This window comes from Paenibacillus ferrarius (genome assembly GCF_002027705.1).
Lineage (GTDB): Bacteria > Bacillota > Bacilli > Paenibacillales > NBRC-103111 > Paenibacillus_E > Paenibacillus_E ferrarius.
On record NZ_MBTG01000022.1, the window covers coordinates 1 to 26572 of the forward strand.

The 26572-nt window shown below is 49.0% G+C and carries 19 protein-coding genes and 1 rRNA gene; 6 read left to right on the forward strand and 14 right to left on the reverse strand.

Annotated elements, in window-relative coordinates; all coding sequences use genetic code 11:
• The 14 genes from BC351_RS22170 to BC351_RS22235 all read right to left on the reverse strand — a co-directional run.
• A 16S ribosomal RNA gene (locus tag BC351_RS22170) occupies positions 1–276 on the reverse strand; the annotation flags it as partial.
• Positions 277–523: 247 nt separating this feature from the next.
• Positions 524–1534 (reverse strand): DUF1835 domain-containing protein, encoded by a 1011-nt coding sequence (locus tag BC351_RS22175; protein WP_079415005.1) that lies wholly within the window; start codon positions 1532–1534, stop codon positions 524–526.
• A gap of 31 nt (positions 1535–1565) precedes the next feature.
• Positions 1566–3587, reverse strand: coding sequence for an NAD-dependent DNA ligase LigA (gene ligA, locus BC351_RS22180; protein ID WP_079415007.1), 2022 nt, complete (start codon positions 3585–3587; stop codon positions 1566–1568).
• Between the two features lie 62 nt (positions 3588–3649).
• On the reverse strand, positions 3650–5995 hold the full coding sequence (pcrA, locus tag BC351_RS22185) for a DNA helicase PcrA (protein WP_079415009.1): 2346 nt from the start codon (positions 5993–5995) through the stop codon (positions 3650–3652).
• A 4-nt stretch (positions 5996–5999) separates the two neighbouring features.
• A complete protein-coding gene (gene pcrB, locus BC351_RS22190; RefSeq protein ID WP_079415011.1) occupies positions 6000–6701 on the reverse strand; it encodes a heptaprenylglyceryl phosphate synthase in 702 nt (233 codons plus the stop codon).
• 180 nt (positions 6702–6881) lie between these two features.
• Positions 6882–7343 carry a DUF6130 family protein gene (locus tag BC351_RS22195; protein WP_079415013.1) on the reverse strand — a complete coding sequence of 154 codons (462 nt, stop codon included), beginning with the start codon at positions 7341–7343 and terminating at the stop codon, positions 6882–6884.
• Between the two features lie 174 nt (positions 7344–7517).
• Positions 7518–8333, reverse strand: a complete 816-nt coding sequence (locus BC351_RS22200; protein ID WP_079415015.1) for a spore coat protein — start codon at positions 8331–8333, stop codon at positions 7518–7520.
• Between the two features lie 30 nt (positions 8334–8363).
• On the reverse strand, positions 8364–8594 hold the full coding sequence (locus BC351_RS22205; RefSeq protein ID WP_079415017.1) for a hypothetical protein: 231 nt from the start codon (positions 8592–8594) through the stop codon (positions 8364–8366).
• A 135-nt stretch (positions 8595–8729) separates the two neighbouring features.
• Entirely contained in the window at positions 8730–9662 is a 933-nt protein-coding gene (locus tag BC351_RS22210) for a DUF4340 domain-containing protein (protein WP_079415019.1), read from the reverse strand.
• Positions 9659–11047, reverse strand: a complete 1389-nt coding sequence (locus tag BC351_RS22215) for a GldG family protein (RefSeq protein ID WP_079415021.1) — start codon at positions 11045–11047, stop codon at positions 9659–9661. The genes BC351_RS22210 and BC351_RS22215 overlap by 4 nt, the downstream gene beginning before the upstream one ends.
• Before the next feature lie 5 nt (positions 11048–11052).
• Positions 11053–11769, reverse strand: coding sequence for an ABC transporter permease subunit (locus tag BC351_RS22220; protein WP_079415023.1), 717 nt, complete (start codon positions 11767–11769; stop codon positions 11053–11055).
• Entirely contained in the window at positions 11762–12817 is a 1056-nt protein-coding gene (locus BC351_RS22225; protein WP_079415025.1) for an ABC transporter ATP-binding protein, read from the reverse strand. Before BC351_RS22225 ends, BC351_RS22220 begins: the two co-directional genes overlap by 8 nt.
• Before the next feature lie 821 nt (positions 12818–13638).
• Positions 13639–15474, reverse strand: a complete 1836-nt coding sequence (locus BC351_RS22230; RefSeq protein ID WP_079415027.1) for a coiled-coil domain-containing protein — start codon at positions 15472–15474, stop codon at positions 13639–13641.
• A 150-nt stretch (positions 15475–15624) separates the two neighbouring features.
• The gene (locus BC351_RS22235; protein WP_079415175.1) at positions 15625–18174 is read right to left on the reverse strand and encodes a U32 family peptidase; all 2550 of its coding nucleotides are present in this window, start codon (positions 18172–18174) and stop codon (positions 15625–15627) included.
• A 242-nt stretch (positions 18175–18416) separates the two neighbouring features.
• Between BC351_RS22235 and BC351_RS22240 the strand changes: the two genes are divergently transcribed.
• The 6 genes from BC351_RS22240 (at position 18417) to BC351_RS22265 (ending at position 26542) form a co-directional block, all read left to right on the forward strand.
• Complete coding sequence (locus BC351_RS22240; RefSeq protein WP_244209138.1) at positions 18417–21647, forward strand: FG-GAP repeat domain-containing protein; 3231 nt, start codon at positions 18417–18419, stop codon at positions 21645–21647.
• Between the two features lie 51 nt (positions 21648–21698).
• Positions 21699–21956 carry an acyl carrier protein gene (locus BC351_RS22245; protein WP_079415029.1) on the forward strand — a complete coding sequence of 86 codons (258 nt, stop codon included), beginning with the start codon at positions 21699–21701 and terminating at the stop codon, positions 21954–21956.
• Between the two features lie 7 nt (positions 21957–21963).
• On the forward strand, positions 21964–23163 hold the full coding sequence (locus tag BC351_RS22250; protein WP_244209139.1) for a class-II aminoacyl-tRNA synthetase family protein: 1200 nt from the start codon (positions 21964–21966) through the stop codon (positions 23161–23163).
• A 155-nt stretch (positions 23164–23318) separates the two neighbouring features.
• Positions 23319–24230 carry a hypothetical protein gene (locus BC351_RS22255; protein ID WP_425270937.1) on the forward strand — a complete coding sequence of 304 codons (912 nt, stop codon included), beginning with the start codon at positions 23319–23321 and terminating at the stop codon, positions 24228–24230.
• Positions 24231–24371: 141 nt separating this feature from the next.
• A complete protein-coding gene (locus tag BC351_RS22260) occupies positions 24372–25526 on the forward strand; it encodes an MBOAT family O-acyltransferase (protein WP_079415033.1) in 1155 nt (384 codons plus the stop codon).
• A 47-nt stretch (positions 25527–25573) separates the two neighbouring features.
• Positions 25574–26542, forward strand: coding sequence for a sugar phosphate isomerase/epimerase family protein (locus BC351_RS22265; protein ID WP_079415035.1), 969 nt, complete (start codon positions 25574–25576; stop codon positions 26540–26542).
• Positions 26543–26572 lie beyond the last annotated feature (30 nt).

The following is a 26572-nucleotide window of genomic DNA, read 5'->3' on the forward strand; positions in this document are numbered from 1 at the left end:
TTGGTGAGCCGTTACCCCACCAACTAGCTAATGCGCCGCAGGCCCATCTATCAGCCACAGATTACTCCGTGTTTCATAATTCTCTCATGCGAGAAAACCAGTTATCCGGTCTTAGCTATCGTTTCCGATAGTTATCCCGATCTGATAGGCAGGTTACCTACGTGTTACTCACCCGTCCGCCGCTAAGCATTCCCCGAAGGAAATACTCCGCTCGACTTGCATGTATTAGGCACGCCGCCAGCGTTCGTCCTGAGCCAGGATCAAACTCTCCATAGTAGCGGACGATTGCTCGTCCGTATATCTGAAAGCTGAAATGCTCATTGACTTGCTAGCGAGATTTTGCAATCTCAATTGTAGTCACTTGCGTGACTGAATTTGCTGATTTGCTTCATTCATTTGTTCAGTTTTCAAGGAGCTTTATTACGTTACCGTTTAAAGCGTTAATGTATCGCTCTTGCGGTGACAAGAACATATATTATCAGGTTTCAAAACGAATTGCAAGCGTCTTTTTACATCCATTATCTTACATCCTCAGAAACCCCGTGGTTGCGGTATTTTGACGCCATATCCCCTCTTTGCCAAGCAAGTGAACGCCGCCAATCCAATCATCTATGCCATTTAGGAAAAGATGATCCCTTTCACACCCAAGAACAAGTATGCCCCATTCCGTTAGTCCCACTCGCCAATTCTCGAATCCGGGTGGCAATGGATCTCCGTATCTCGGCAGGTGGCCTCCTCCGATTAACTGAACCAAAGGAAATTCGCATTGCCTGAGGTCCTCGATGATACTCCAAAACTGCAAATCACCAAGACCATATCCGCTAATGCTTTTACTTATTTGATGAAATAACTGCAAGATAGACACTTCTGCTTCTGCTAACAGCGTCAGAATAAGCTGCTGGATGGCGTTCAAGCCATTAAGCTTAGATGGATAACGATCATAATTGGCCTGCAGGGCCTTTTTAAGAAAAGGAAAGAGGGATAAGTCTTCTTCTATTAAAGAAGCTAAAGGCAACGGCTCAGAAGCCGAATAGGCTGTCCATACTTTGTAAGCAAGGCGAAGCTGATCTTCCTGCACTGGCTCCCACTTGTGATGAAGACTTCTTATTTGATCAACAGTCAACTGCCCTAATCCATAAAATAAGTCTATGCCGGGAAACTCGCCAATGTTCAAAAGAAAGAGCTGAAAGGCTCGACTAGGCATCGCATACATCCGTGACAAAAGATAGTTAAGCATCAATTGATCGTAAAGGTCATGCTCGAACCAGAGAACAACTTCCCTTACATTCGTCGAGAGGTTATCCAGTGCTTCCTCCTGCTCTCGTGCCGCAGTGGAAAACAACATTTCAGGAATACCATGCCGTCGATTCATATAAGCTGCACGAATAGGCAGAAGGACACTATCCGACATCTGCATGCAAATAGGTCCTTCGTAAAGAGATTCACGCCACACCAAAATATCCCCATCGATGCCTGAAGCCCGAAGCTTATCACCGAAAGCATCACCATTGATAATATGAAGCAGCTTGGACATGGCGTTGTCTCCCCCTAATCACTACTAAATTTCAACCCTCACCTAACAACTGCAAAAGCTCCTGCTCATCGTCAATAATACGAATGCCCAGCCCTTGTGCTTTGGTCAGCTTGCTGCCGGCACTTTCCCCAGCGATGACGATATCCGTTTTCTTAGAAACGCTGCCAGATATTTTGGCGCCAAGAGCTTCCAGCTTCTTCGCACATTCGTCGCGGCCCATGGTTGACAGCGTGCCTGTGAGGACGATGGTTTTACCGAAAAACGGATTATCCGGGCTGGCCAGAACGACAGCTGGTTCTTCGGCAATCGGATTGACACCTGCGGCTAACATACGTTCAATGCTGGACACCATCACAGGGTCGCGGAAAAACGAATGAATGCTATCGGCAACAATCCCCCCTACGTCAGGCAGGGCGATGAGCTCCTCCGGCGCAGCCGCCATGATCTTCTCTAAGCTGCGATAATAGTCAGCCAGCACCTTGGTTGTCGTCTTGCCCGAGTTGGGAATCCCGAGGGCGTAGAGGAAGGAGGCGAGATCGCGAGACTTGCTCTTCTCCAGCGCGTCCAGAAGATTACGCGCCTTCTTCTCTCCGAAGCGATCGAGCTTGACGAGATCGTCGAATTGCAGCGTGTAAAGATCCGCAGGATCATTGACACCGAGCTCTTGATGCAGCTGTGATGCGGTCATCTCGCTGAAAAATTCAATATCCATCGCATCGCGCGAAGCGAAATGCGACATCCGGCCAACGAGCTGCGGACTGCAGCCGAGACGGTTCAGACAGAAGAGATGAGCCCCGCGCATCTCCAGCTCACTGCCGCAGGCAGGACAGAACGTCGGAGCGACAATCTCTTCTCCGTCATTCTCCTCGGTGACTTTGCCGAGAATCTCCGGAATGACGTCATTGGAGCGACGGATGTAGACGAGGCTGCCCAAGGCGTGCTTGAGGTTTTTGCGTTCGATATCGCCGACATTGTTGAGCGTACAGTTCTGTACGGTAACCCCTGCGAGATCTACGGCTTCAACGCGGGCCAGCGGCGTGATTTTGCCGGTGCGGCCGACTTCCCATGAAACACTTTGCAAGATGGTTGTTGCTTCTTCGGCTTCAAACTTATAGGCAATCGCCCAACGTGGAAATTTATCCGTATATCCCAGCACTTCTCTTGTTCTCATATCCGTAAGCTTCACAACGCTTCCATCGATCAGGTAATCGAAGGTGAGGCGTTCTTCCGCAATCTGCTCCAGCTCAGCGCTAACTTCCTCAATGGTACTGAAATACCGTGTACGATTGCTCACCTTGAAGTGATTGTCACGGAGAAACTGAACCATATCGAAATGATTCTCAAATTGGATGCCATCCGAATAACCCACATTATAGATAAAGGCGTTCAGCTTCCGCTCTGCCGTTACTTTGGGATTCAAGTTGCGCAGAGCTCCGGCTGCTGCGTTGCGCGCGTTTTTGAGCGGATCTGCGCCCGTCTGGTTATACGCTTCAAGCACGGAAAGGAACATCAGACCCTCGCCTTGAACTTCAAGAACTCCTTGGTCATAGGGAATTTCCAAGGGAACGGACTTAATCGTTTTGACTTGAGCCAAAATACCTTCCCCTATTGTTCCGTTGCCTCGTGTAGAAGCTTGGACGAGTTTTCCCTGTTCATAGGTAAGGTTCAGCGTGAGGCCATCGAACTTCAGCTCGACAACATACGTAGGGTCCGGCAGCGGCTGTTCAGGATTCTTGCTATTATAATCCGCGATTAGCTTGAGTACACGCGTGTGCCAGGTTTGCAGATCGGCAGCATTCTGAGCTTTGTCCAAGCTCCAAAGTCTTGCCAAATGGCGGTGCGGCTCGAAGCCTTTAAGAATGTCGCCGCCCACACGCAGGGTGGGAGAGGACGGCAGGACGGTTCCTGTTTCCTTCTCCAATGCAGCCAGTCTATCATAGAGAGCGTCCCACTCGGCGTCTGTAATGGTGGGTTGATCCAATGTGTAGTAGTTATGATTGTGCTTATTGATTTCTTGAATGAGGGTTTTCATTGCCGCGATGGCATCTGTCATTACGGGCTCTTCCTCTCTAATGGGAAATAGGAAATTGGGACTTCAACAAATGAACTCATTGCCTATTGTTTGGTAATTGGCGCGAATTTAGCCAACAGGCGCTTCAAACCCACTGGCGCCGGGAAAGCAATTTGCAGCTCGGTGTCATCACCCGAGCCTTTGACGGACACGACGGTGCCGATGCCCCACTTGCCATGTGCCACTTTGTCGCTGGCTTTGTAGTCCGGCACCGCGCCGCCTGCGGCCGGCTGAGGAGCCCGGAACGCAGCCGGTCTTGCGACTGCTGCAGGGCTTGGCGCAGCCGCGCCGGCACTCGGCCGTCCGAAGGAGGACGGCGTGCCCCAAGCGGACGAGCCGGTCGTACCGCGGCTCGTCGTCGATGCAGCGCTGCTGCCCCACGAGCTGCCGCCGCTGCGGCCAGCTCGCGAGAATCCACCGCCGATGGCGTTGCCGCTCGTGACGTTCTCCAGGAGTTCCTTCGGAATCTCCTGGAGGAATCTCGACGGCGCGTTCGCCGCGGTGCGGCCGAAGAGCGTGCGCATGTGTGCGCACGTGAGGAACAGCTCTTGCTCGGCGCGCGTGATGCCAACATAGGCCAAACGGCGCTCCTCTTCGAGCTCTTCGTTGTCGGCAAAAGCACGGCTGTGCGGGAAGACGCCTTCTTCCATCCCGATGATGAAAACAACCGGGAACTCGAGTCCTTTGGCGCTGTGCATCGTCATAAGCACAACGGCATCTTGTTCTTCTTCTGGTTTTTCTTTGTCCAGCGTGTCAATATCCGCAATCAGCGCCAGATCGGTCAAGAAGGAAATGAGAGACTTGTCCTCATTCCGCTTCTCAAAGTCCATCGTCACAGACAGGAACTCTTCAATATTTTCGAGACGAGCCTTGGATTCAATCGTATTCTCGCGCTGCATTTCAAGGCGGTACTGCGACAGCTCCAAAATCTTCTCCGTCAGCTCGGTAACCGATAAGTATTCAACCATACGGTTCAGGTTTTCAATCATTTCACGGAAATCGGCCAAAGCGTGCTTCGCCTTCGACGTAATTTCAAGCGAATCAACTTCCTCCAGCATCGCATACAGCGAAATCCCTCTTCGCCCTGCCATATCCGCCACTCGGTCCATCGAGGTATCGCCAATGCCCCGCTTCGGTACGTTGACGATACGATTCAAGCTGATATCATCGTCTGGATTCGAAATCAGGCGCAAATAGGCCAAGATGTCTTTAATCTCTTTGCGATCATAGAACTTTACGCCGCCAACGATGGTGTATTGGATATCGGATTTAATCAGAATTTCCTCAATGACCCGGGACTGGGCATTCGTCCGGTACAGAATCGCATGATCCCCGAACCTCTTGCCGTTTGACTTGTTTTTGTTAATCTCATTCGTTACAAAATAGCCTTCTTCATACTCGGTATCCGCTTGGTACAGCTTAATGCCAACGCCGCCCTCTTTATCGGTCCACAGGTTTTTGGGCTTGCGGCCTGTGTTGTTCGCGATGACTTTATTAGCCGCCTGCAGGATATTCGAGGTTGAGCGATAATTCTGCTCCAATAGAATGGAAGTGGCATTCGGATAATCTTTTTCGAAATTAAGAATATTCGTAATATCAGCCCCGCGCCAACGGTAAATAGACTGGTCACTGTCCCCTACAACACAAATGCGCTTGTGTTTGGCCGCGATCATCTGACACAGCATGTACTGTGCTCTGTTCGTATCTTGATACTCATCCACATGGATATATTGAAATTTGTTTTGGTAGTAGTCCAGCACTTCCGGAACTTCGTTAAACAAATGAATGGTGGCCATGATCAGATCATCGAAATCCAGGGAGTTGTTGCTTCTTAGCTTTTTCTGATAGAGCGTATAAATTTTGGAGGTTAGTCCATCGAAGTAGTCACCGATTTTATCTTCAAATTGCTTAGGAGAGATGAGTTCATTTTTGGCTGTGGAAATCGCTGCTTGGAAGGCCTTCGGCTCGAATTTCTTCGTGTCAATGTTGAGCTCCTTGCAGCAGGTCTTGATGACAGAGAGCTGATCGCCGGAATCCAGAATAGTGAAATTCGAAGTAAAACCGATTCGCGAAATATCTCTGCGCAGCATCCGCACACACATGGAGTGAAACGTAGAGACCCAGATGTCATTGCCGCTGCCGCCTACCAATTTGCCCACACGATCCTGCATCTCACGTGCTGCTTTATTCGTAAAGGTCAGGGCTAGAATGCTCCACGGCGCCGCTCTCCGCGTGCCAATGAGGTAAGCGATTCGATGCGTCAGCACGCGCGTCTTCCCGCTTCCCGCTCCAGCCATAATCAGCAGAGGCCCATCTACGGCTTCAACCGCTTTGCGCTGCTCAGGATTTAACCTTTTAATCGCATCTAAGATATTGACTGTCTCGTTCATAAAGTTACCTTCCTGTTCTATCAAAATTCACGTTCACGGTCTGAAGCCCCTGCTCCAGATCACTATAAATAATGTTGCCCACGACGATAGTGTCTGCAACTTCCGCTGCCTGCTGCGCCTTCTCCAAGCTGTCAATCCCGCCGCCATAAAACAAACGGGCATTCTCCAGCACTTGCCGCGTCCGCCGCACCAATTCCATATCGCCAAACACTCCGCTGTATTCCAAATACACAATAGACATGTGAAACAGCTTGTCCGCCATACGCGCATATGCGGCGACATCTCTGGTATCCAAGTTCGTGCGAGCTGACGTCAGCTGAGCGGCCGTAGCTTCGCTATTCAAAATAATATAGCCTTCCGCTATAATTTCGTCCCAATTCAACATGGAACCATATTCTTTCAGTGCCTCATGATGCTGCCCAACGATCCACTTCGGATCATCCGCATTCAGCACAACAGGAATTAAGAAAAGATCAAACCCAGGAACAATCGCTTCTTGATTGGAAATTTCCAGCACACAAGGAACCTCGTACTGACGAATCCGCGAAAGCAGATCCACCGTGTTATCAAAGGTTACTCCTGAGGAGCCGCCAACCATGATGGCATCCGTCCCTGACAAACAAAGGCGATCCAACGCCTCATCTGAAATGTGACGATCCGGATCAAGCTTAAACACATGTTTCCACTTACGTATATCGACGATCAATTGTTTCCCTCCGATTAGGGGCAATATTGCCATACTATCAACAGTCTATGCTACGCATTCAGGTGTGTCAAATGACAAAAGACGGGCTAATTGCCCGTCTTTTCAAGGAATATGCACCTAGTGTCGGCTGATGTTCGTTCAAGCCTGATTTCCGGCTAAATACGCACAAATGTTCTCCACTTACTTTACGTCAATATTAAGGATTTTCTCCACTTTGAGATCTGTATGATCATTCTGCTGAAGCTCGAGTTTAATTTCGTGTTTACCGGCCGCCAAATTGTTGAGTGTTAACGGGCCTGTTTTCCCAATCATCGCTTTCTGCTTGCCGTCAACATAGAGGTGGAGGTGCCCTTCACCTTGCACAGCTTTTTGATTCATATGATCGGCGGACAATTGGAAATTCGTTGTCTGATAGGTAATCGTCACGTTCCTTCCATCAACCTTGGACACTTGAGCATCAATGGCAGGTTTCGCGTTGGAGGCGACCGTCTTCACACTGCTCTCCGTCTTTCCTTGCGATACTGTTGTGACTGTTTTAGGTCCGAGATTAGAGCTAGCTACTTCTTCTTTGGAGCCGCATGCAGTTGTCAAAGCGCCAAGAACCAATAAAGTCGCTGTACCGTAAATCCACGTTTTTTTCATCAGAGATACACCCTTTTCTCATAAGTTTGGACATCCTTTGTCTCTTATATATGTGTGACAAGCCGGTTCCATACCATGATTATGAGAAAAGTGGGACAAAACATGAGAATGGGGTGAAAATAAAACGCCTGCAGCCGGATGGGCTGCAGACGTCTTGGCTTAGAAGCAGACAACTTAGAAGCTGTATTTACTTCCTTCATGATGCTTGCTGATATAGGAGCTTTCGCTCACAGCGCTTGAGGAGGGAGCCAGCATGCTTGTTTGAGCACGCGATGTAATGCTGGTATTCGCCGTTTTGCTTGTTATAGGCGTACTCTCGGTCGAGCCAAAAGCTGATGACGCAGAGTAACCAGCTTGCGATTGACCATAGCTGGATTGTCCATAGCTTTGATCCTGAAAGCTTTGTCCTTGTTGGTTGCTATAGCTTGGCTGCTGGTGAGAGGCGAAGCCCTGACCTTGGCTGTTGTACACCGCATTCGGATATTGGGAGGCATTGATCATCGGCTGAATGGGCGCTTGATGCAAAGCCGCAATTTGATTCTGTTGTTGGCTTTGCTGCTGGTGCTGCGGCTGTTGTTGGTTCTGGGCATGCTGCTGCCCGATCGCTATCTGATCCTGTTGTTGATAGCCAGCCGTGGCTGATCTGTTCAAGTTCTGTTGAACAAAGGTCTGCAGCTGCGCTGCCGTCTGGCTTTGCTTTTGCAGCTCTTGTTGAATTTGCTGCTGCTGCGCAGGTTGAACTTCATAAGCGCCCAGCTTCTGCAATTCATTGAAAACAGCTGCTTGATCTTGCAAGGTTTTTAGCAATAATGTCTGAAACGTCTGTCTGATTTGCGGGTTCGCCGCTTCCAGAGCAGCTGTTGTATACTCGCGCGCACTGCGCTTAAGCTCGGAAAGAACGAAATTCGCGAAATCCTGCTCTTGCAAGTGTACTTGCTGCTGAGATTGCTGCTGCTGCTGTTGATAAGAGTTCTGATTTTGTTGATACATGCTTCGTGCACCTCCTCTTGTATGTAGGGATTAATGGGTAATTCCGGATTGCTGCTGCAAGGTATTCATGAGAATGCTTACGTTTTGCAGGCGCTCCTGAGATAGTTGAGACAACGTTTGCTTCAGAGATTGACTCTGGCTGTTAGCTGCTCCTTGAACGCAAAGTTTGGCTAACAATTCCTCATTTTTCAACGTGTCCGATAGGTACGAGAGCTCTTTGCCAGTAATGGTTTGGTTCCCTTGGTTTTGGTTGTTGTACATGTCGTTGTTACCTCCTTTCCATTCCTTTCTTGTAGGTTTCCCAAAATATGCCGTTTTATGTGGCATTGGTAAAAAAAGCTAAAAAAACTGCTCCGCTGCAGCAAAATCACTACAGGGAGCAGTCTTCCTTACACGCTATGAGGCGGGCTGAGCCGGTTTGCCGGCATAAGCATCCGCTAACTTCTGTATATCGGCAGTTGTGAGCTGATAGGCCCACGAACCCCCTTGCTTAGCTAACCAGACTTGGTCTTGGTCCAGCTTGCCTTCGTACACTTGAGTTGTATCTTTGCCATCTACGCTCATGACAAGTTCTACCTTAAGCTCACCGCCTGCTGCAGGCTTCTGAGCTGCGGGCTCCGGCAGAGCCGCACTATGAAGGAAGATCAGACTATCGAGCAGCGGATTGGCGTCCGCGCCTTTTAACTCTTTATCTCCAAGCTTCCAGCTCGCCTCAGCGGCAACTTTATCCTTATCGGTCTTGGCAAGTGTCCAGGATTGACCCTTCCACGTCACTTTGACAGACTGCACCTTGTCGTTCTCAAATTTGAACGGGCTGGTGTCGGCAAAATCAACAGGTGCTTTGTTTAAGCCAGAGAGCGACTGATCGCTCACTTGGTACACAGCAGAGGAACCCTCAACCTGAACATAAGAGAAGCCTTGAATAGGAAGGGCTGTCCCGACCTTCAACCCTTTTTTGGAGCCATCCTTCAGCTGTACCTCATAAGCAGCCACAGGCTTATCCAAGCCGTATTTGGCAACGTCACTCGGTTGATCTTCCACTAATTTGGCAGAGGTGATCAAGCCCAGAGCATCCAACCACGAATCCGCTTGATTCGCATTGATTGGCGCCGCTGCCGGCTTTTTCATATCCCATCCGCTGCCGTTGCGTGCTAGCTCCACCTGTTGTTCCTCGGTTTGAACGCTGAGCGATTGCACATCTTCTTGCTTAAGAACAACGAGTGATTTCGGCTCTTCTTTCTTCTCTTGAAAGAAGTTTTGGCTGGAGGCGTACCAGAACGCCCCGATGCACACAACGACTAACAGAATCGTAGGAATAAACCGTTTCATCCTCGTCTCCTCCTCCACCAGATCAAGCCGCCAATGACTAAGAACAAGAGAGGCAAGAACACAATCGTAACTAAGAAAATCGTATTCGCTTGGCTAGGCGTAATCATCGCTTGCTGGAACGCATCCCCTTGGCGTGGACGGATCGTGATTTGATCCTTCTGTTCCTGCAGCCAGCCAATACTGTTCATCGCGAAATCCTTATTGCCCTGATTCTGAATATCTTGATCCAGCACGAACGTCGAGCCGCCCAAAATAACAGCCTTAGGCTTGTTATCTTTGTTCGCAATCGCGTAACCCAAGTTGAGCGGACCTTTAATATCGGTTGCATCCTGCTTGGTTTTCGATTGGGCCAGAAGGTTGATATCTGTTTCACCATAAGCTTTATCTGTTGTTTTCAAGAGCAGCGATTGGGTATAATCCGGCGCACTCTCATCCGCAGTCAAGCTGGCAGCCAGCGACAGCATCGTCACCAGATTATTGCTAGACAGCTTATTCGTAATTTCATGTGAGCCATAGTCCGGAATAATCGTTAACGGATCATATAGCGACGTTTGTTTTGGCTCAATGGCAATAGCATGTTGATCAACGATACCGTAAGTTTTCATGATCGCATCAATATTTTTCCACTTGGTCGCCATATCTTTATTGAAACCCAGCGCGATATAAATTTTGCCTTTATCCTTCAAATAAGCCTGAATCAGTTCCGCTTCTTTATCGTTCAGGTCATTTTGCGGTCCAAGCAGCATCAGCATTTGCGCATCGTCCGGTATTTTACCCGCAACATAAAGATTGAGGTCTTTCACCACATAATTGGCGGCTTCCAGACTGCTTTTCAGAATCGTCATCGCCGTTAACGGGTACTCTTGATGACCGGAAAGTAAATAAACGGTGTGTTTTTCTGTGGAAGTTAGGCTCGTAATGGCCTGTGTAAACTTCTCTTCACCAGTAAATGTGTAGGAACCGTCCTGCTGTCCGTTAAATAGTTCATAGAAGTTTACATTTTGTTTCTTGGTGCCCATTTCAAAAACAAGCGTTCCACCTTGATCAACGCCATACTGCTTAGCCATCGAAGGCTGTTTCAGCATATCGTATTCATCGTAAGTAATTTTACTGTTTTGCTTCTTGTACTCGGTGATCATATCCGTCACTTGACGCGTAATAAATTCATTGCCGTCGCCACTGTTTGTGAAGGAAATGATATGGATATCTTGATTTAAGTTTTTGAGTGTCGCCACTGTTTGCTCGGAGAGCGTGAAGCTCTTATTTTTCGTCAAATCGACCTGAAAGCCTTTCAGCGAGTGAAGGAAAATGGTCAGAATGATGAAAATACCGATGACAGCGATCGATAAAACTGTCGCATTAGTTCCCCGTATCCACTTGTTCATCCTGCTCACCTCCAACGCTTTCTTTCAAGGACTTGTATGCTCAGAACGAGGAAAACCGCTGTTAATGTAATATAAAAGACGATGTCGCCGCCATGCAGAACGCCTTTTTGCAGGTTCGTCAAGTGGCTCGTCAACGAGAACTGACCCACATAATCCTTCAATTTACCTGTCATCCCACTGCTGACCCAATCGAGCAGCCAAAGCAACAGCAGCATAACAAAGCCGGTCATCCCCGCAACCATTTGGTTGTTGGATAAACTGGATGCGAATAAGCCAATTGCCATCATCGCACAGCCTAATAGGAACATGCTCAGATAGGACAGCCACATTACAGGCTTATCCAAGGTTCCGAAGGTAGACATGATCAGCGGATAGATTAAGCTAATCCCCACGAGTCCGATTTGCACGATAAAAGCGGATAAATACTTGCCGAGCACAATTTCGCCAATGCCCGCAGGTGAGGTGAGAAGCAATTCATCCGTTCCTTGACGGAACTCATCAGCGATGAGCCGCATCGTTAGCAGCGGGATGATAAACAGATACACGAAAGAGGTGTTGCCTACAACCGAGCGCGCATCGACAATCGGCGGCTGGCCGTTAACGAAATTGATATAGAAGAAGAAGCTCGACAGCAGCACATAGAAAGCAAACGCCACATAAGCTACCGGCGAAAAGAAATACATTTGCAGCTCTTTGGAGCAAATCGCCCAGACTCTACGCATCGGTATCTACCTCCTCGTTAGGAACAGAGTCGGATGCCGCAGGTTCGTCGGTCGTCAGCTTGAGGAAGATATCCTCCAGACTGAGGCTTTCCCGCTTCATTTCGAGAATTGGGTAACCTGCGCCGGCTAACCGGAAAAAGAGCGCTTCACGGATGTCGGTGCGATCCGCTGAAGTCACGAGCAGCTTCACAGATTCCGCTGCCGGCTCTTGGTCTACGGCTAGTTCAGCTGCTTCGGAGACAGGCTCGCTGGTTTGATCGGACGCCGCCGGTTGGGCTGTGTCGACTTCTTTGACCTCTGCGACCGCCTCCAGGCTGCGCAGCTCGGTCAAGATCCGCTCGCGAGGTCCCTTGACCTCGAGCGATACTTCGAACGTCTCGCCCATCGTGCGGCCGAGATGCTCAGGGCGCTCGTCCAGTACGACGCGGCCTTGGTTGATGATTAGAACGCGGTTGCAGATCGCGTTAATTTCCGGCAAAATGTGCGTGCTCAGCAGCACCGTATGGTTCTCGCCCAGCTCATGAATCAGCTGGCGGATTTCAATGATCTGCTTCGGATCGAGGCCGGACGTAGGCTCGTCCAGAATCAGCAGATCAGGTTGGTGTAAAATAGCTTGCGCGAGGCCTAAGCGCTGCTTGTAGCCCTTGGACAAGGAGCGAATGATCTGCTTCTCGCGACCTTGCAAGCCCAGCTTGTCGATGGCTTCGCCGACACGCAGCTTCTGCTCGCGGGCAGGCACATCGCGCAGGTTCGCGATGAAGCGCAAGTAGGCTTGCACCGTCATCTCGGGATAGAGTGGCGGTGTTTCCGGCAAGTAGCCGATTTTGCGGCGTGCTTTCTTCGGGTTGTCCGCCATGGAGTGGCCATCCACCCAGATTTGCCCGTGTGTTGGATTCAAATAGCCGGTAATCATGCGCATTGTCGTTGTTTTGCCAGCACCATTCGGCCCTAAGAAGCCGACGATCTCGCCGCGCTGCATCGAGAAATCGATGTTATGCACGCCTCGGGCATTTTCGTACAGCTTGCTGACTTGTTTGACCTCAAGCATCCAAGATCCCCCATTCATTCTTTTCGTTCCTATATAACCATCATCACTATACCCGTGGAACAATAAACCAACCTTAAGCAAATCTGAAAAATAGATTAAAAAAATGTGTCTAAATTGTGAACTAATGGAATGGAGTAGAGGGTTGTTAGCATGCTCAATCATCGAATGCTAGAAAGCAGACTGAACTCGCATGTGTTTAAACAATAAAAACCCCCTAGCTGCGAGGCCACTGAAAAAGCCCCAATCTTATAAACGATGCAGTCTCATAAGGGGAAAAAGCATAGAACTCGCTCTGAGACAGCCCAAAAGAGACCGTCTCACCGATCGAATCAGTCGACATCGCCGCGAAAGCAAGCTGAGCCTGCCGAAAAGGCCGTCTTACCGCACCAATTTTGAAAAAGACTGCAATAGTGCAGCCTTTTTCGTTCAAATCGTCTGAAAATCGAGAAAGCCTGCAATAGTGCAGGCTTTTTAAGCTTTTCCGTCCCAGAATCGAAAAAAGTTCTCTAAAGGATGCATGATTGCAGGCTTTTCACCTTTTTACTTATTTCCAAGCCGAAAAGGATGCATATTCGCAGGAATTACCCGGCTGCCTGAGTCTCATCGTGCGAAAAAGCAGCATAGCTGCTAAAGTAAGCTGAGTCTGCCGAAAAGGCTGTCTCACCGATCGAATCAGTCGGCATCGACGCGAAAGCAGGCTGAGCCCGCCGAAAAAAAGGCAGTCTCAGTTTGATGTAGTATCTCCTTAGAATCGGCAAATGGTAGGCCTTTACCTACTTTAGTCAATTTTACAAAATCAAAACAAGCGTTTTTCAGTGGCGTTAAAAACCTAATATTTTGGCAATCTTGTCTAGTAGTCTTTGCTGTGATATTAATTGTTGAGACATTTCATCATACCGTTGGTTCACCAGCTCCGTTGTGGACGTAAGTATTTCACCTCGGAGATCTCGCTCCGAAACTTCAACAACTTTCTGCTGCACCGTTTCGATCACATTTTGCAGTTCTGTTACCTTTTGGGTATGGAGATGATTTCCCTTATGCAAGTTTTGTATTTCCAGCGAAATGCTTTCGTCGCGTTGGTTCAATAACTCCGTTGCGGATGTGAGTATTTCACCTCGGAGATCTCGCTCCGAAACTTCAACAACCTTCTGCTGCAAAGTTTCAATCACATTTTGCAGTTCTGTTGCCTTTTGCGTATGGAGATGATTTCCCTTATGCAAGTTTTGTATTTCCAGCGAAATGCTTTCGTCGCGTTGGTTCAACAGCTCCGTTGTGGACGCGAGTACTTCACCTCGGAGATCTCGCTCCGAAACTTCAACAACTTTCTGCTGCACCGTTTCGATCACATTTTGCAGTTCTGTTACCTTTTGGGTATGGAGATGATTTACCTTATGCAAGTTTTGTATTTCCAGCGAAATGCTTTCGTCGCGTTGGTTCAATAGCTCCCTTGTAGACACAAGTATTTCACCTTGGAGATCTCGCTGTGAAACTTCAGCAACCTTCTGCTGAACGGTTTCGATTACATTTTGCAGTTCTACTACCTTTTGGGTATGGAGATGATTTCCTTTATGCAAGTTCTGTATTTCCAGCGAAATGCTTTCGTCGCGTTGGTTCAATAGCTCCGTTGTGGACGTAAGTATTTCACCTCGGAGATCTCGCTCCGAAACTTCAACAACTTTCTGCTGCACCGTTTCGATCACATTTTGCAGTTCTGTTGCCTTTTGTGTATGGAGATGATTTACCTTATACAAGTTTTGTATATCCAGCGAAGTGCTCTCGCAGCGTCGATTCAATAACTCCGTTGTGGACGCAAGTATTTCACCTTGGAGATCTCGCAGTGAAACTTCAACAACCTTCTGCTGAACGGTTTCGATCACATTTTTCAACCCTTTTACTTCAATAGCTGCACTCTCTATTTCTCTATGCAGGAATACTAATGTGGCAGCAACCTCACTCCTTGTGTCCTGTTCGAACAAATTAACTACATGGTGCGTGAGAATCTGGATCACATTTCGCAATTCCGTTACTTCTTCAGACAAACCCGAAACCTCAGTAACCTTTGATTTAATCGTCTCGATGATGTTACTAAGTTCCGCAACTTCATTGCTTAATTGAACGAACTGAGTCTTTGATTGATCCAGCATAGGCAGCAAGCGCCCACCACTTGCCAAAGACGATATACCCACCTTTTGATTGAGATCGTCTACTTGCTCCATTCCATTCATTGGGGATTTATTCGCTTCTATCTTTTGCGTGAGGAGCTGTACCATGTGACTTAAATCCATGGTTTCCTTGCTTAATTGCAAGTTAGAGTTGTTCATAGCTGGAGGTGAAATCGAATGGTCTGCGGAGGGAGATAAATTAGAGTCAGGAACAACAGTCGGTATAGGTGATAAAGGCTTTTCATCATGAAGTGCATTCGCTGCTTTCTGACGCATTTCCCGTAAATGTTCTTTTATCCATTTAAGCGGTTTATTGGCATCGCTCAACTTGGCAATGATCTCAAAGATTTCGATAGCTTCTTCTGTGTACCTTAGGGAGCCGCCAATAGCTTTAGTCGGAAGAAACTCACGAAAATCATTTGACCATTCCATCACAGCTGCACGCGGTTTTCCGATTTTACCAGCGATCTCAGTGAACTTATATGTCCTTTTCATTGTTATCCATCGCCACCCTTTCTTCTTATGTCCATTAAGCGTAGGCATCAGCTGTAACATATTATTCAGGGCGCCAAACAAATGACAGTAAATATATACAACAAACCCAGCACCTAAAAGGCGCTGGGTCAATTTCCTATCTATGGATCTTTATTTCACCAATTGGCCGCGCGTAACGCCCAGCTGATTAGTCGCTTTCAGTGAACGCCATACTTGCGTTCCGCTGATTTGTCCGTCGATCGCGCGGCGGTACAAATCCAGGATTTCACGGACTTTGTCCGGTGTTTCCTCAAGGAACTCGACTCGGAATGAGCGAATGCCCAGATCCATGAAATGGCTCAGATATTCTGCGCCTGATTGATCAACGGCATTATATACCGTATTGCGGCAGCCTTCATCGACACGCACCGGATGCGACATCCCAACACGGTCCTGCAAGGAAACGCTGTGATCCTCGCAAGGACGGCCACAGTTCGTGAAGTCGGTTCCTTCGCTCAGGAATGTACAGTACACACAGTGCTCCGTGTGGAACATTGGCATGTGCTGATGAATGACGACCTCCAGCTTGGACGTTTCGGAACGGCGAAGCAGATCAACCATTTGCTGAATGTTCAAATCGTACGAAGGCGTCACTTTGGAGAGACCCGCTTCCAAGAAGAGCGCCGCCGTTTTGTGATTGGCCACATTCAGCGAGAAGTCGCCGATTAATTGCGGCTGCGGTGCACTTGGATTCTCCAAGCGATGCTTCAAGAAGAAGTAGGCAGCCCCCGTGTTACGGATCAACACCGCATCAGGTTTAAGCTTGAGAATATTGTTAAAATAGCCTGTTTCCCCAGGCATATGAATCCGCGGAGTCGCCAATGCGATTCGGCGGCCGGCGGCATGAACAGCTTCAACGGCTGCAGGGAACTGCTTAATAAATTCAAAATCAGCGTAAATGAGCTGCACATCATCTGTCGTTTCCAGCACAGCCTTCACTTGATCCAGGTTGCGGCAAAGTGCAGTTAGCTCTACAGCGCTGCGCTCTGCTAAGGATAGCGCAGGAGCATTCGCAGCGGCGGCTTGGTACGCAGCCGCTGAAGGAAGCACATCGTCGTACACGCCGATGTCACGCTTCCTGTACGCGCGCGGCTTCTGCCGCTCGTCTTCCATCAACTCGACAGCGCTGCGCCGCATGCTGTTCAGCTCGCGCATCGGCACGATAAGCTCACCGACCAGCTGGACTTCCAGCTGGCTGAGTTCGTAAATCGTGCCGCCAAGGCGACCGAACTGCTCGGTGAAGAGCTGTTCGTCCATCGGTCTTTTTTCCGCGCGAACCAGTGGAAGCTCAGATTGTACGAAGACGGTATGACCGCCTCGGATATCTGTCCACCAGCTTTTGAGCGGCTCGCCTTCAACACCGCTAATCTTGACGCTAACCGGGAATGTCCGGTATGGCTTATCGGTCTCGAAGGTCTGGCGCAGGCGCTTGTCGAGATGCGGATCATTCGTCTTCCATATGCGGTCGCCGACATGCAAACGGCTTAAATCGACATCGTTGCGGCCCATAATAATTTCGATGAGTCCGCCCTCGGCTTCGCCTTCGAGCTTCTCTCCCTTGCGGCGCAAATCATAGATTCGCCCGCCTTCTTCTTTCTTCGTTGGGTCCCCGGCATCGAAGACGACACCGTCTCCACGCTTAATCGGCGCCTCGAGCTCGCAAATCACGCCATCGCGCAAAATTTGCTTGATACGGCCAACGAAAACCCCACGGCTTTTGGGAAATGTGCCGTCAACAAGCTGCTTATTGTTGGTTCCATTCAAGAAACCAACGGTAAATCCACGCGAGAAGCTCTGCTGCAGCTCACGAACCTCATCTTTCGACGGACGAGCATCCTCTCCATCAAAATAACGGTCAATGGCACGGCGATATTTACTCACGACATTGGCCACATATTCAGGGGTTTTCAAACGCCCTTCAATTTTAAAAGAACGCACGCCAGCTTCAATCAGTTCCGGCACAATCTCAATAGCCGCCAAGTCTTTCGGCGAAAGCAGATAAGTGACGTCACCCATCGGCTTTTGGACGCCATCCACCATCAGGTCATACGGCAAGCGGCAAGCCTGCGCGCACTCCCCGCGATTGGCGGAGCGCCCGCCCCACATTTCGGAGGTCAAACACTGGCCTGAATAGGAAACGCAAAGCGCACCATGCACGAAAACTTCCATCGGGAGTTTGGCTTGATCCCCGATTTGTTTGATCTGCTTCAGGTTATTTTCACGACCAAGAACGACGCGTTCGATATCGAACGGCTTCGTAAATTCAACGGCTTCCGGCGATGTAATCGTCATCTGTGTCGATCCGTGAATCGGGAAATCCGGAGAAATCTCGCGAATCATTTTAACCAGACCAAGATCCTGCACAATAACCGCGTCGACACCCGCATCCACACAAGCCTCAATCAACTGCTTCGCCTCGTTCAACTCTTCCTCGAAAACAAGGATGTTAAACGTCAGGAAGCCTTGAACCCCATACAGATGAAGAAACGACATAATATCCGGCAATTCTGCCATCGTAAAATTATGCGCTCTAGCTCGTGCATTAAATTTCTCCACACCAAAAAACACGGCATCCGCCCCATTGGCAACAGCCGCTCGCAAACAATCCCAATCCCCCGCAGGGGCCAACAATTCTATATCTTCTCTGCGTATCGTACGCATGGCAGCAAATCCTTTCAATAATAGATCCTCGGGTCATCCTCAAAGTCTTCTCTTTAGTGTAACAGAAAGGATAGGTAGGAATCTAGGGCAAGGAACAATTACAAAGTTACCCAGAATCCGACACATACTGTACAATTCCAATCATTGCCTACGCGCGCTCAACCCCTTTAGAAGTTAACAAACTTACCTATGAATGCTATAATGTCAAGGATAGTGACCATTACAGTAATCGAGGGATCCCTTTGGCTTTGTCGAAAATTCGCGTTCTTCCAGTAGTGATTGGACTAGGCCTTTGCCTCTTAATCATGCTCTGCATCCTACTATTTTTACCAAAAATAGACGAAACTAAGCTCCTTTATGCGACGAGCGGGGATGTATATGATACGGCAGCCTACGGAAACTTCCAACAAACCTTGCAAGCAGGAATCAAGCTTAACAAACAAAACCTGCCTAATCTATCCGCAAGCGAGCTGCGCAAGTACGATGCCATCTATTTGGACCCTGCGCTGGTGCAAGATGCCTCGTGGTCCGTACAAGCAGAGAAGCTAACCGGATATGTGAAGCATGGCGGCCATTTATTAGTTGAAAATGGGTTCTCTACCAGCTTTCCGCTAGACTTTCTAGGTGCTGCGAGTGTTGTTGATTTGCAGAAATTGCCGCTCACTACGCTAACCAACACACCGAGTCTTACTTACCCTCAGGTTCCCGTTAATCTGCAGGGCTTACAGCAAACCTTTCAATTATTTACCCAGAGTTATCTTAAGCATCACGCCTTGGACGACATGCCTGGCTTCCATATGGGGTACGGCTTTGTTCCTTCAACCGGACAAACCCTTGTTGCCATGACTGCTTCCGGACAGCCGATTTCACTCGCCATGCAGAATCACGTGGGCAAAGGCACCGTCCTGATCAGCAGCAACTTTCTGCCGAATCGGTATTTTCCAACCGGCTATGATATGAAAAGCGGAATGGACCCGAAGCTCGGCTTCTCGCAATGGGCCGCTAAATATCAAGCGGAGAGCAAGCCTGTATCTGGAACGACTTATTTCAATAAAAGAGCTTTGCCGATTGAACCTTACTTCAATTTCGATTTTGCTGCCGCGAACATGCAGTACCGCAGCGAGCTGCTCGCTTATGTAGCGAAGGAAACACTGGGCTACAGTGTGCGCAAGGTTCTTGGCCCTTACGGGCGGCCGGCTATGGCGTTTCAGAATCATTTTGAGGCGATGCCGGCCATTCAGCAGAAAGACGGCATCGCTTGGGCGGAGCTGCTCAAGAAGTATAACGAGGTTCCTTCGTTTACACTCGTCCGCAACGCCTTCTATTGGGGGCAATGGCGCGAGAGCGTGACGGTGCAGCTGAACACGGGGACGAATGCGCAGCCCAAGTTCGTCGGCGAACTGCCCGGCTCCGGCTACGCAAGCGGCTTGCATGTCATGTCTGGCGGCAAGCCTTTGCGCCAGGCGCTGTTCCCTCAGTATCGCGATCTGGCGAGCGCGATTGAACTGCCTTACCGCGCGTACCCGGCCGCGGCGGATCTGAACGGCGATGGCCGCGTTGATCTGCTGGCCGGCAGTGCGGACGGATTCGTGTATAAGTACACGAATCTTGGCCCTGCGGCGGCGGCTTATGCGAGCGAGCCGCCGCCCGAGGGCCTGGCGCTGCCCGACACGTTCGGCGCGCCGGAGAAGCTCTTACTGGAGAGCGGCGCGCCGCTCCAGCTTGGCCGTTACAGCACCGTTCACGCCGCAGACGTGAACGGGGACGGCCGTCCGGACCTCATCGTTTCCGATGAGTCCGGGGCCGTGTGGCTTGTGCCGCAGCTTGCGAGCGGCAAGTTCGCGAAGCCCGCGGCGGTGCTCGCGGGCGGGAAGCCGCTGCAGCTGCCCGGAGGGCCTGCAGCGCCGCTGGTCGCCGACATCGACGGCGACGGCAAGCTCGACCTCGTCCTCGGCGGAGCCGATGGACGAGTGTGGCTCTACAAGGGCCGCAGCGCAGCGGCCCTTGACTTGGCGCAAGGCAGCGTGATCCTTACGCTGCCGAACCAAGCCACGCACGCCGCGCCCAGCGCGCGCGATCTGAACAACGACGGCCGACTCGATCTCGTGGTCGGCAGCAGCGATGGGGACCTGCTGGTGTATCTCCAAGGCGCTGACGGCGCTTGGACGCCACAAGGTCCCCTGGAGGGCACAACCCTCAACCAAGTCGGCAATCACGCCTTGGTTGCCGGCCACTACTCCGTCCCGCTTTGGGTAGATCTCAATCACGACGGCAAAGACGATCTGGTCGTCGGCGGTATCGAATTCGGGTCCCCCGTTTCGATCGACGACCCGCAGTTTCCTTATCCTGCGGAGCTTCAAGCATTTATCCAATATGCGCGTGATAACCATTTGGATTTGAATCCGCATGTGTTTGTACATAATTTCAAAAGTGCAGATCAAGAGCGGACCGAGCTGACTTTGCATAAGCAAGCCTTCGATAAACTTGGCATTCCATGGCTGCATCTGGGTACGAATCAGCATACATGGCGCATTAATAACGAAGACCATACCCAAACGCTGCTAAGCGAGCAGCAGCAAGGCATGTGGTACAACTTCGGATTCCTGCCTTCTGAATCGCCTGTCATTGCCCGTCCTGATGCTGTTTGGTCTCTTCCTTTTCTTCTACAGGATAAGGAAGGCAAGACGGATCAAACGATGCTCATCCACACACCGACACCGGTGCTGCGGACAGGCGATTACGCAACGACAGATATCTTTGAATCCATGGTGAAATTGGATATGCCGATTGATTATTTTGAGCACATCGAGTACCATTTTCCCGTACCTGCCAAAATTGCTGATTTAGCCGAATTCGCTGACTACTTTGACAAGCTTCGCACGAAGCATGATTATAATTTTATGACCGAAAATCAGATGGCCAAATCCTTCTTGACCGCTATGAAAAGCGAGATTCGGATCAGCCAGTCCTGGGCTTCCTATTTATGGGACAAGCTGAAGGATCGATTAGCTGGCGGCAGTCCGCATTTCCATGCGACACTGGCACCGAATTCCGCTAACGTGCCGAACTTGGCGGGTGAATATGCTTCCACACTGGGAGTCGCCATCGAAAAAGGTGAAAAACTGGCGCTATACTCCCTGCAAAGCGATTCCGACACCTATACAACGGTAGATAATAAGTTCTACGTTGGTTTGGCTAAACCGACTTCCATCGGGATTGGCCCCCAGAAGGATCAATTCCATGTTGTACGTTCGAATGTCCCTTTTGTTCTGAAACTTGAAGGAACGACTCATCAGTTAGAACTAAAATCAGCCGGATTGCAGCAAGTGAAAATATATAGTCCTGCAGAATTGACCTTTGATACAGCCGATGTGAAGGTGTCCTATGATGCCTCAACTCACATGTACACGATCACACGCTATGGGGATCTAGCAACTCTCTCTTTCACTAGCAAGACCAGCATTAAGCAGTAGCTTAAGCACTGCAGTTACTACCACTTTCCATTAATCAGGAGGCTTTCCATCATGTCTAATGAAGACTTATTAGCGCAGCTTGAACAGCATATTCGCGAGCGTTACGAAATTGCCGAGGACGACGATGATTTTGACGTTGATGTTCATCTGTTCGATTATGGATTTATCGACTCGATCGGTGCCACAGCATTGATCGCTCATATCGAGAAAACGTACGGCATCCAAGTCACGAATCAAGATCTTATGCTGTACTCCATGAATACCGTAAGCGAAATTGCCGATTTTATTTCCAAGAAGACTGCGAGGTAGCCATTTCATGATGACATGTAGAATTTCTCTAGAGGGTCTTGCTGAAAGCCAGCATGGACAAGTCAAATATGCATCTGCCTTTGCAGATGAGCATATTCAAGATATCGCCTTGGTTGATGGCCACATTGTTATTACGCATAACTCTCCCCATGGCGACGAGGGCATCACCGAGCGGGTTCAACGCCTGATCGAGCGTTTCTCGCATGGCGATTTTGGTTTCAAAGAAAATATTTTGTTCGAAAATAAAGTGGACACCCCCTACGAAGGCGATATTATCGCTGAGCTCGTAGAACGCAAAGCTATTAAGGTATTGGAGCCTGGTCTCTTCATTTTCCGTGAGCCCTTCTCCAGCTTGATGCGGTTCCTCGACTATTCCTTCGTTACGAAGATTGCCAAACGCTTCGAAGGGATGCAGGAAGAATCCTATCCAGCTGTCATTCATAGTCATACATTGAACAAAACGAATCATTTCACTTCATTCCCTGAACACATTCACTTCGTCACCCATTTGCGTGAAGACCTGGATGTCATCGAATCGTTCTCCCAGTCCATTCGCGAAGCTGGCGGTTGGAACGCCGAGCAGCCATTGGCGCTGGATAACAACATGGTGAAGCCGAATTTCATGATGAATCCTTCTACTTGCTATCACTGCTATGAGGGGCTCGAAAATGAAACGCTGGAAGGCGACGGCATCGTTGTAACCGCCATTGCCAAATGTCACCGCTTTGAGTCCAAAAACCACAGTGATTTCGGTCGCTTGCTTGATTTCTCGATGCGTGAAATTATTTTCGTCGGCAAGCCGGACTTCGTCAAAGAAAATCGTCTGAAATCCATTGAGTATCTGAAAGAACTTGCCGTTGAATGGCAGGTTGACAGCATGATGGAGATCGCCAACGATCCGTTCTTCACGAACGATTTCCAAGTGAAAGCGTCCTTCCAACGCAATCAAGAGATGAAATACGAGCTGCGCCTAACGATCCCTCATGTTAAGAAATCGATTGCCTGCTCATCTGTTAATTTCCACAGCAACACATTCGGCAATGCTTTTAATATTAAAATGGGCAAACGCAACGCCGTGACTGGCTGCGTAGGCTTCGGCATCGAGCGCTGGGCTTTCGCTTTCTTGGCGCAATACGGATTGGATGAGCAGCAATGGCCTGCAACCTTCCGTGAGCAGTACCAAGCTTGGCAGGACAAAGCGCTGTAACTCATTGAATTTCAATTCTCCATCACCTTATAACCTTAATGGCCCATACGCTGTATGACCTGCCTGTACATGCTGCAGTCGGTAAACAGCTATGGGCCACATGATTACTTCTGATGACTCCTCGTGAGTATCATCCATCCCATACAAGATAATGAGTGATCCCGTTGAAAGCAGCCACATTTCTCAAAAAGAATAGCTTCGTGCTGGGCCTGCTGCTAGCGATTGTCGTTTCCGACCTGCTTATCTCCTGGTGGAACCCGATGGTTAGCACACGCCGTTTCTACAAAAACGACTTTACCAAAACGCTCTACCACCACAGCTGGTCTCATTCGGGACCGGTTTTCTTCGGTAATTCCTCCGTGACGGGTGCTTATATCGAAGAGAAGTCCGATGCCCACCTGATCGAGATGGGGCTTTCTTATGGCAAGCTCACGGATCTCAAAGGCATTCTAGAGAGAAACTTATACCAGGTCCAAGATGAACTGGTCATCGGCATCGATGTCCATACCATGCTGGATGCTCTGGAAACAGATCCAACCTACCCATGGTTCAAACCCTGGTACCAGCCTTATGTCTATACCTATCGGGATTATTTCCGAGATTCGGGTGAAGAATTTGCTCGTAATTTGGCCAAAGGAAGCCTTGCTTATGAACCGCGATGGATCGATAAAGAGCTGTATCCCGGTCGTAAGGATGATGAATTCCTGAAAACCAAATGGGCTGATTATGATAAGCGCTTCGGCTCCATGACGCTGAAAGATTTCAAGGATAACCTAGCTGCTCTGCAGTGGATGATTCGCTATGCGAACGAGCATAAGCTGTCTGTGAGAGTGATCTGGATGCCTTGGAACAAAGGCTACGCCGACCCGCCTTACGTCGCCTCCCTCAAACAAGAGGTGAACAACCAGCTGAAAGCTGCGGATATACCCGTATTGGATTTGATGCACACATACGATCCCCGTTACTTCCATGATCTTGTTCATTTGAACCGTGAAGAAGGCGCTCCGCTATTTACGAAGGAGGTAGACACATGGTTAAAATCCTTAGGAAAACCATCGAAGTCCTGATCTATCTCGCGATGCTGTATTTGGTATTCATCTATTTCACCGGCAAGGGCTTGTTTATCTATGAGAAATTTTAACGCTCTGACCTTATCAGAGGTGACATTCAAATAGGAATAAGCTTTTCAAGCGAGGAGTACTTTAGCTATGTTTTATATGCATATGAACGCCATGATCGCCATGATTGGCATGATCGCTGTTCTGATGCTCACTCGGAAGTGGGCTGACAACAAACGCATTCTAATGATTATTTTCAGCCTTTGCTTTTTGCTGCTTTTCAGTCAGAAGCTGCTCGTATTTTATGCTGCCTTCACCGTCATTAACTATATAGGTTTCGTCTATTTGTGCCGGACGACCATTTGGCGGAAAGCTATCTTTATATTAGCCATTGCCGCTAATGTCATTGGGGTTTTTCTGGGTGTTCGGCTTTTCGTTATGGGGATTTTCCATAATCCTATTTTCGATACAGTTATTTATTTAGGCCTCATCTATAACGTGCTCAAAGTCATCGACGCCTATTATTTCGCATATTTCTTTGGCAAAGAGGGTCAAGTTCCCGCCATTGATTACGCGAATTATCTGTTGTTTATTCCAACCTTCACCTCAGGCCCAATTTTGAAATTTCGCGACTTTATGGCAGACAGCAAGAAACCTTACACCGTAGACGCCGCCCTCTTCGAAAATAGTATCAAACGCATCATTCTAGGCTTGTTCAAAAAAATCGTTGTCGTCACGTGGATGACCAGCATCTTCGATCAAGTGCTGAAGCAGGATTTGCATACGCACCAATCGTTGTTTCTATTAATCTGGTTCTACATACTGATTTACATGGATTTCTCCGGCTATTCCGATATGGCTATCGGTTTCGGACGTTTAATGGGCTACACGATGCCTGAAAACTTCAAGCGTCCGCTCTTCTCACCTTCCATGACGCAGTTTTGGCGCAATTGGCACGCAACACTGGGCGACTTTTTCCGTGACCATATCTTCATGTTCTTCTCCCGTACAGTGCCCTCGCGTTGGGTCGCCTCCAGTCTATCCATTCTTATCATGGTGCTGATGGGTTTATGGCATGGCTTCACCTGGCTGTATTTCTTCTACGGGCTCTATCATGGCCTCATTCTAGCTATCGAGAATCTGCTTAAACTGACTACCGTGAATAAAAAGAAAGTGTCGAAGACGTACTTTTACTTCCGTTGTTTTGTGACACAAACATTGGTAACATTCTCGGTTATCATCTATAGCTCTAATTATGAGACAGTGCTTCGCATCTACAAAGGCTTGCTTCATTTTACTGGATGATAGTGGTATAATTTGTTTGGCTGTTTACCATTTATGGAGGTGTACCTATGAAGTTAGGCGTTTTTATGGTTCTGTTCGGTGGAAAACCTTTCGAGGAAGCTTTGGACTACATTGCATCGAAGGGCTTGGATGCCGTTGAAATTGGTACTGGGGGCTATCCTGGTACATCACATTGCAACCCAAGCGAATTGTTGGCAGATGCCGGCAAACTTAAAGCATTCAAACATGCGGTGGAATCCCGCGGTTTAACAATCAGCGCACTTAGTGCACACGGTAACCCGCTGCACCCGCAAAAACACATCGCCAAAGAATTTCACGACGCTATTATACAAACGATCGACCTTGCTGAGCGCTTAGAAGTGCCTGTTGTGAACACCTTCTCAGGCTGCCCTGGCGACCATGAGGATGCCAAGTATCCGAACTGGCCGGTTGCTCCTTGGCCGAATGATTTCCAAGAGATTCTCGACTGGCAGTGGGGGACTAAAGTCATTCCTTACTGGACTGAGACAGGTAAATACGCGTCTGACCGCAATATCAAAATCGGACTAGAGCTGCATGGCGGTTTCTCCGTACATACCCCAGCAACCCTTCTCCGCTTGCGTGAAGCAGCTGGCGAAGTAATCGGGGCCAACCTGGATCCGAGTCACATGTGGTGGCAAGGAATTGATCCTGTACAAGCTGTTCAAATTCTTGGCCGCGCTGGAGCGATTCACCATTTCCACGCCAAGGATACATCCCTTGATGTGAACAACGTCAACCGCCATGGTGTAACGGACATGCAGTCCTACACAAACATGCTGGACCGCGCTTGGCAGTTCCGTTCTGTTGGATATGGCCATGATATGAAAGTATGGGCTGATATCATCAGCGCTTTGCGTCTTGTTGGTTATGACTATGTCGTGAGCATTGAGCACGAAGACGGATTAATGTCCGTTGACGAAGGCTTCTCCAAAGCTGTTCAGAATCTGCAACAAGTTCTCATCAAGGAACCGCTTGGTGAAATGTGGTGGGTATAATTCCCACTCATTGCAACCTTCCATAGGTTA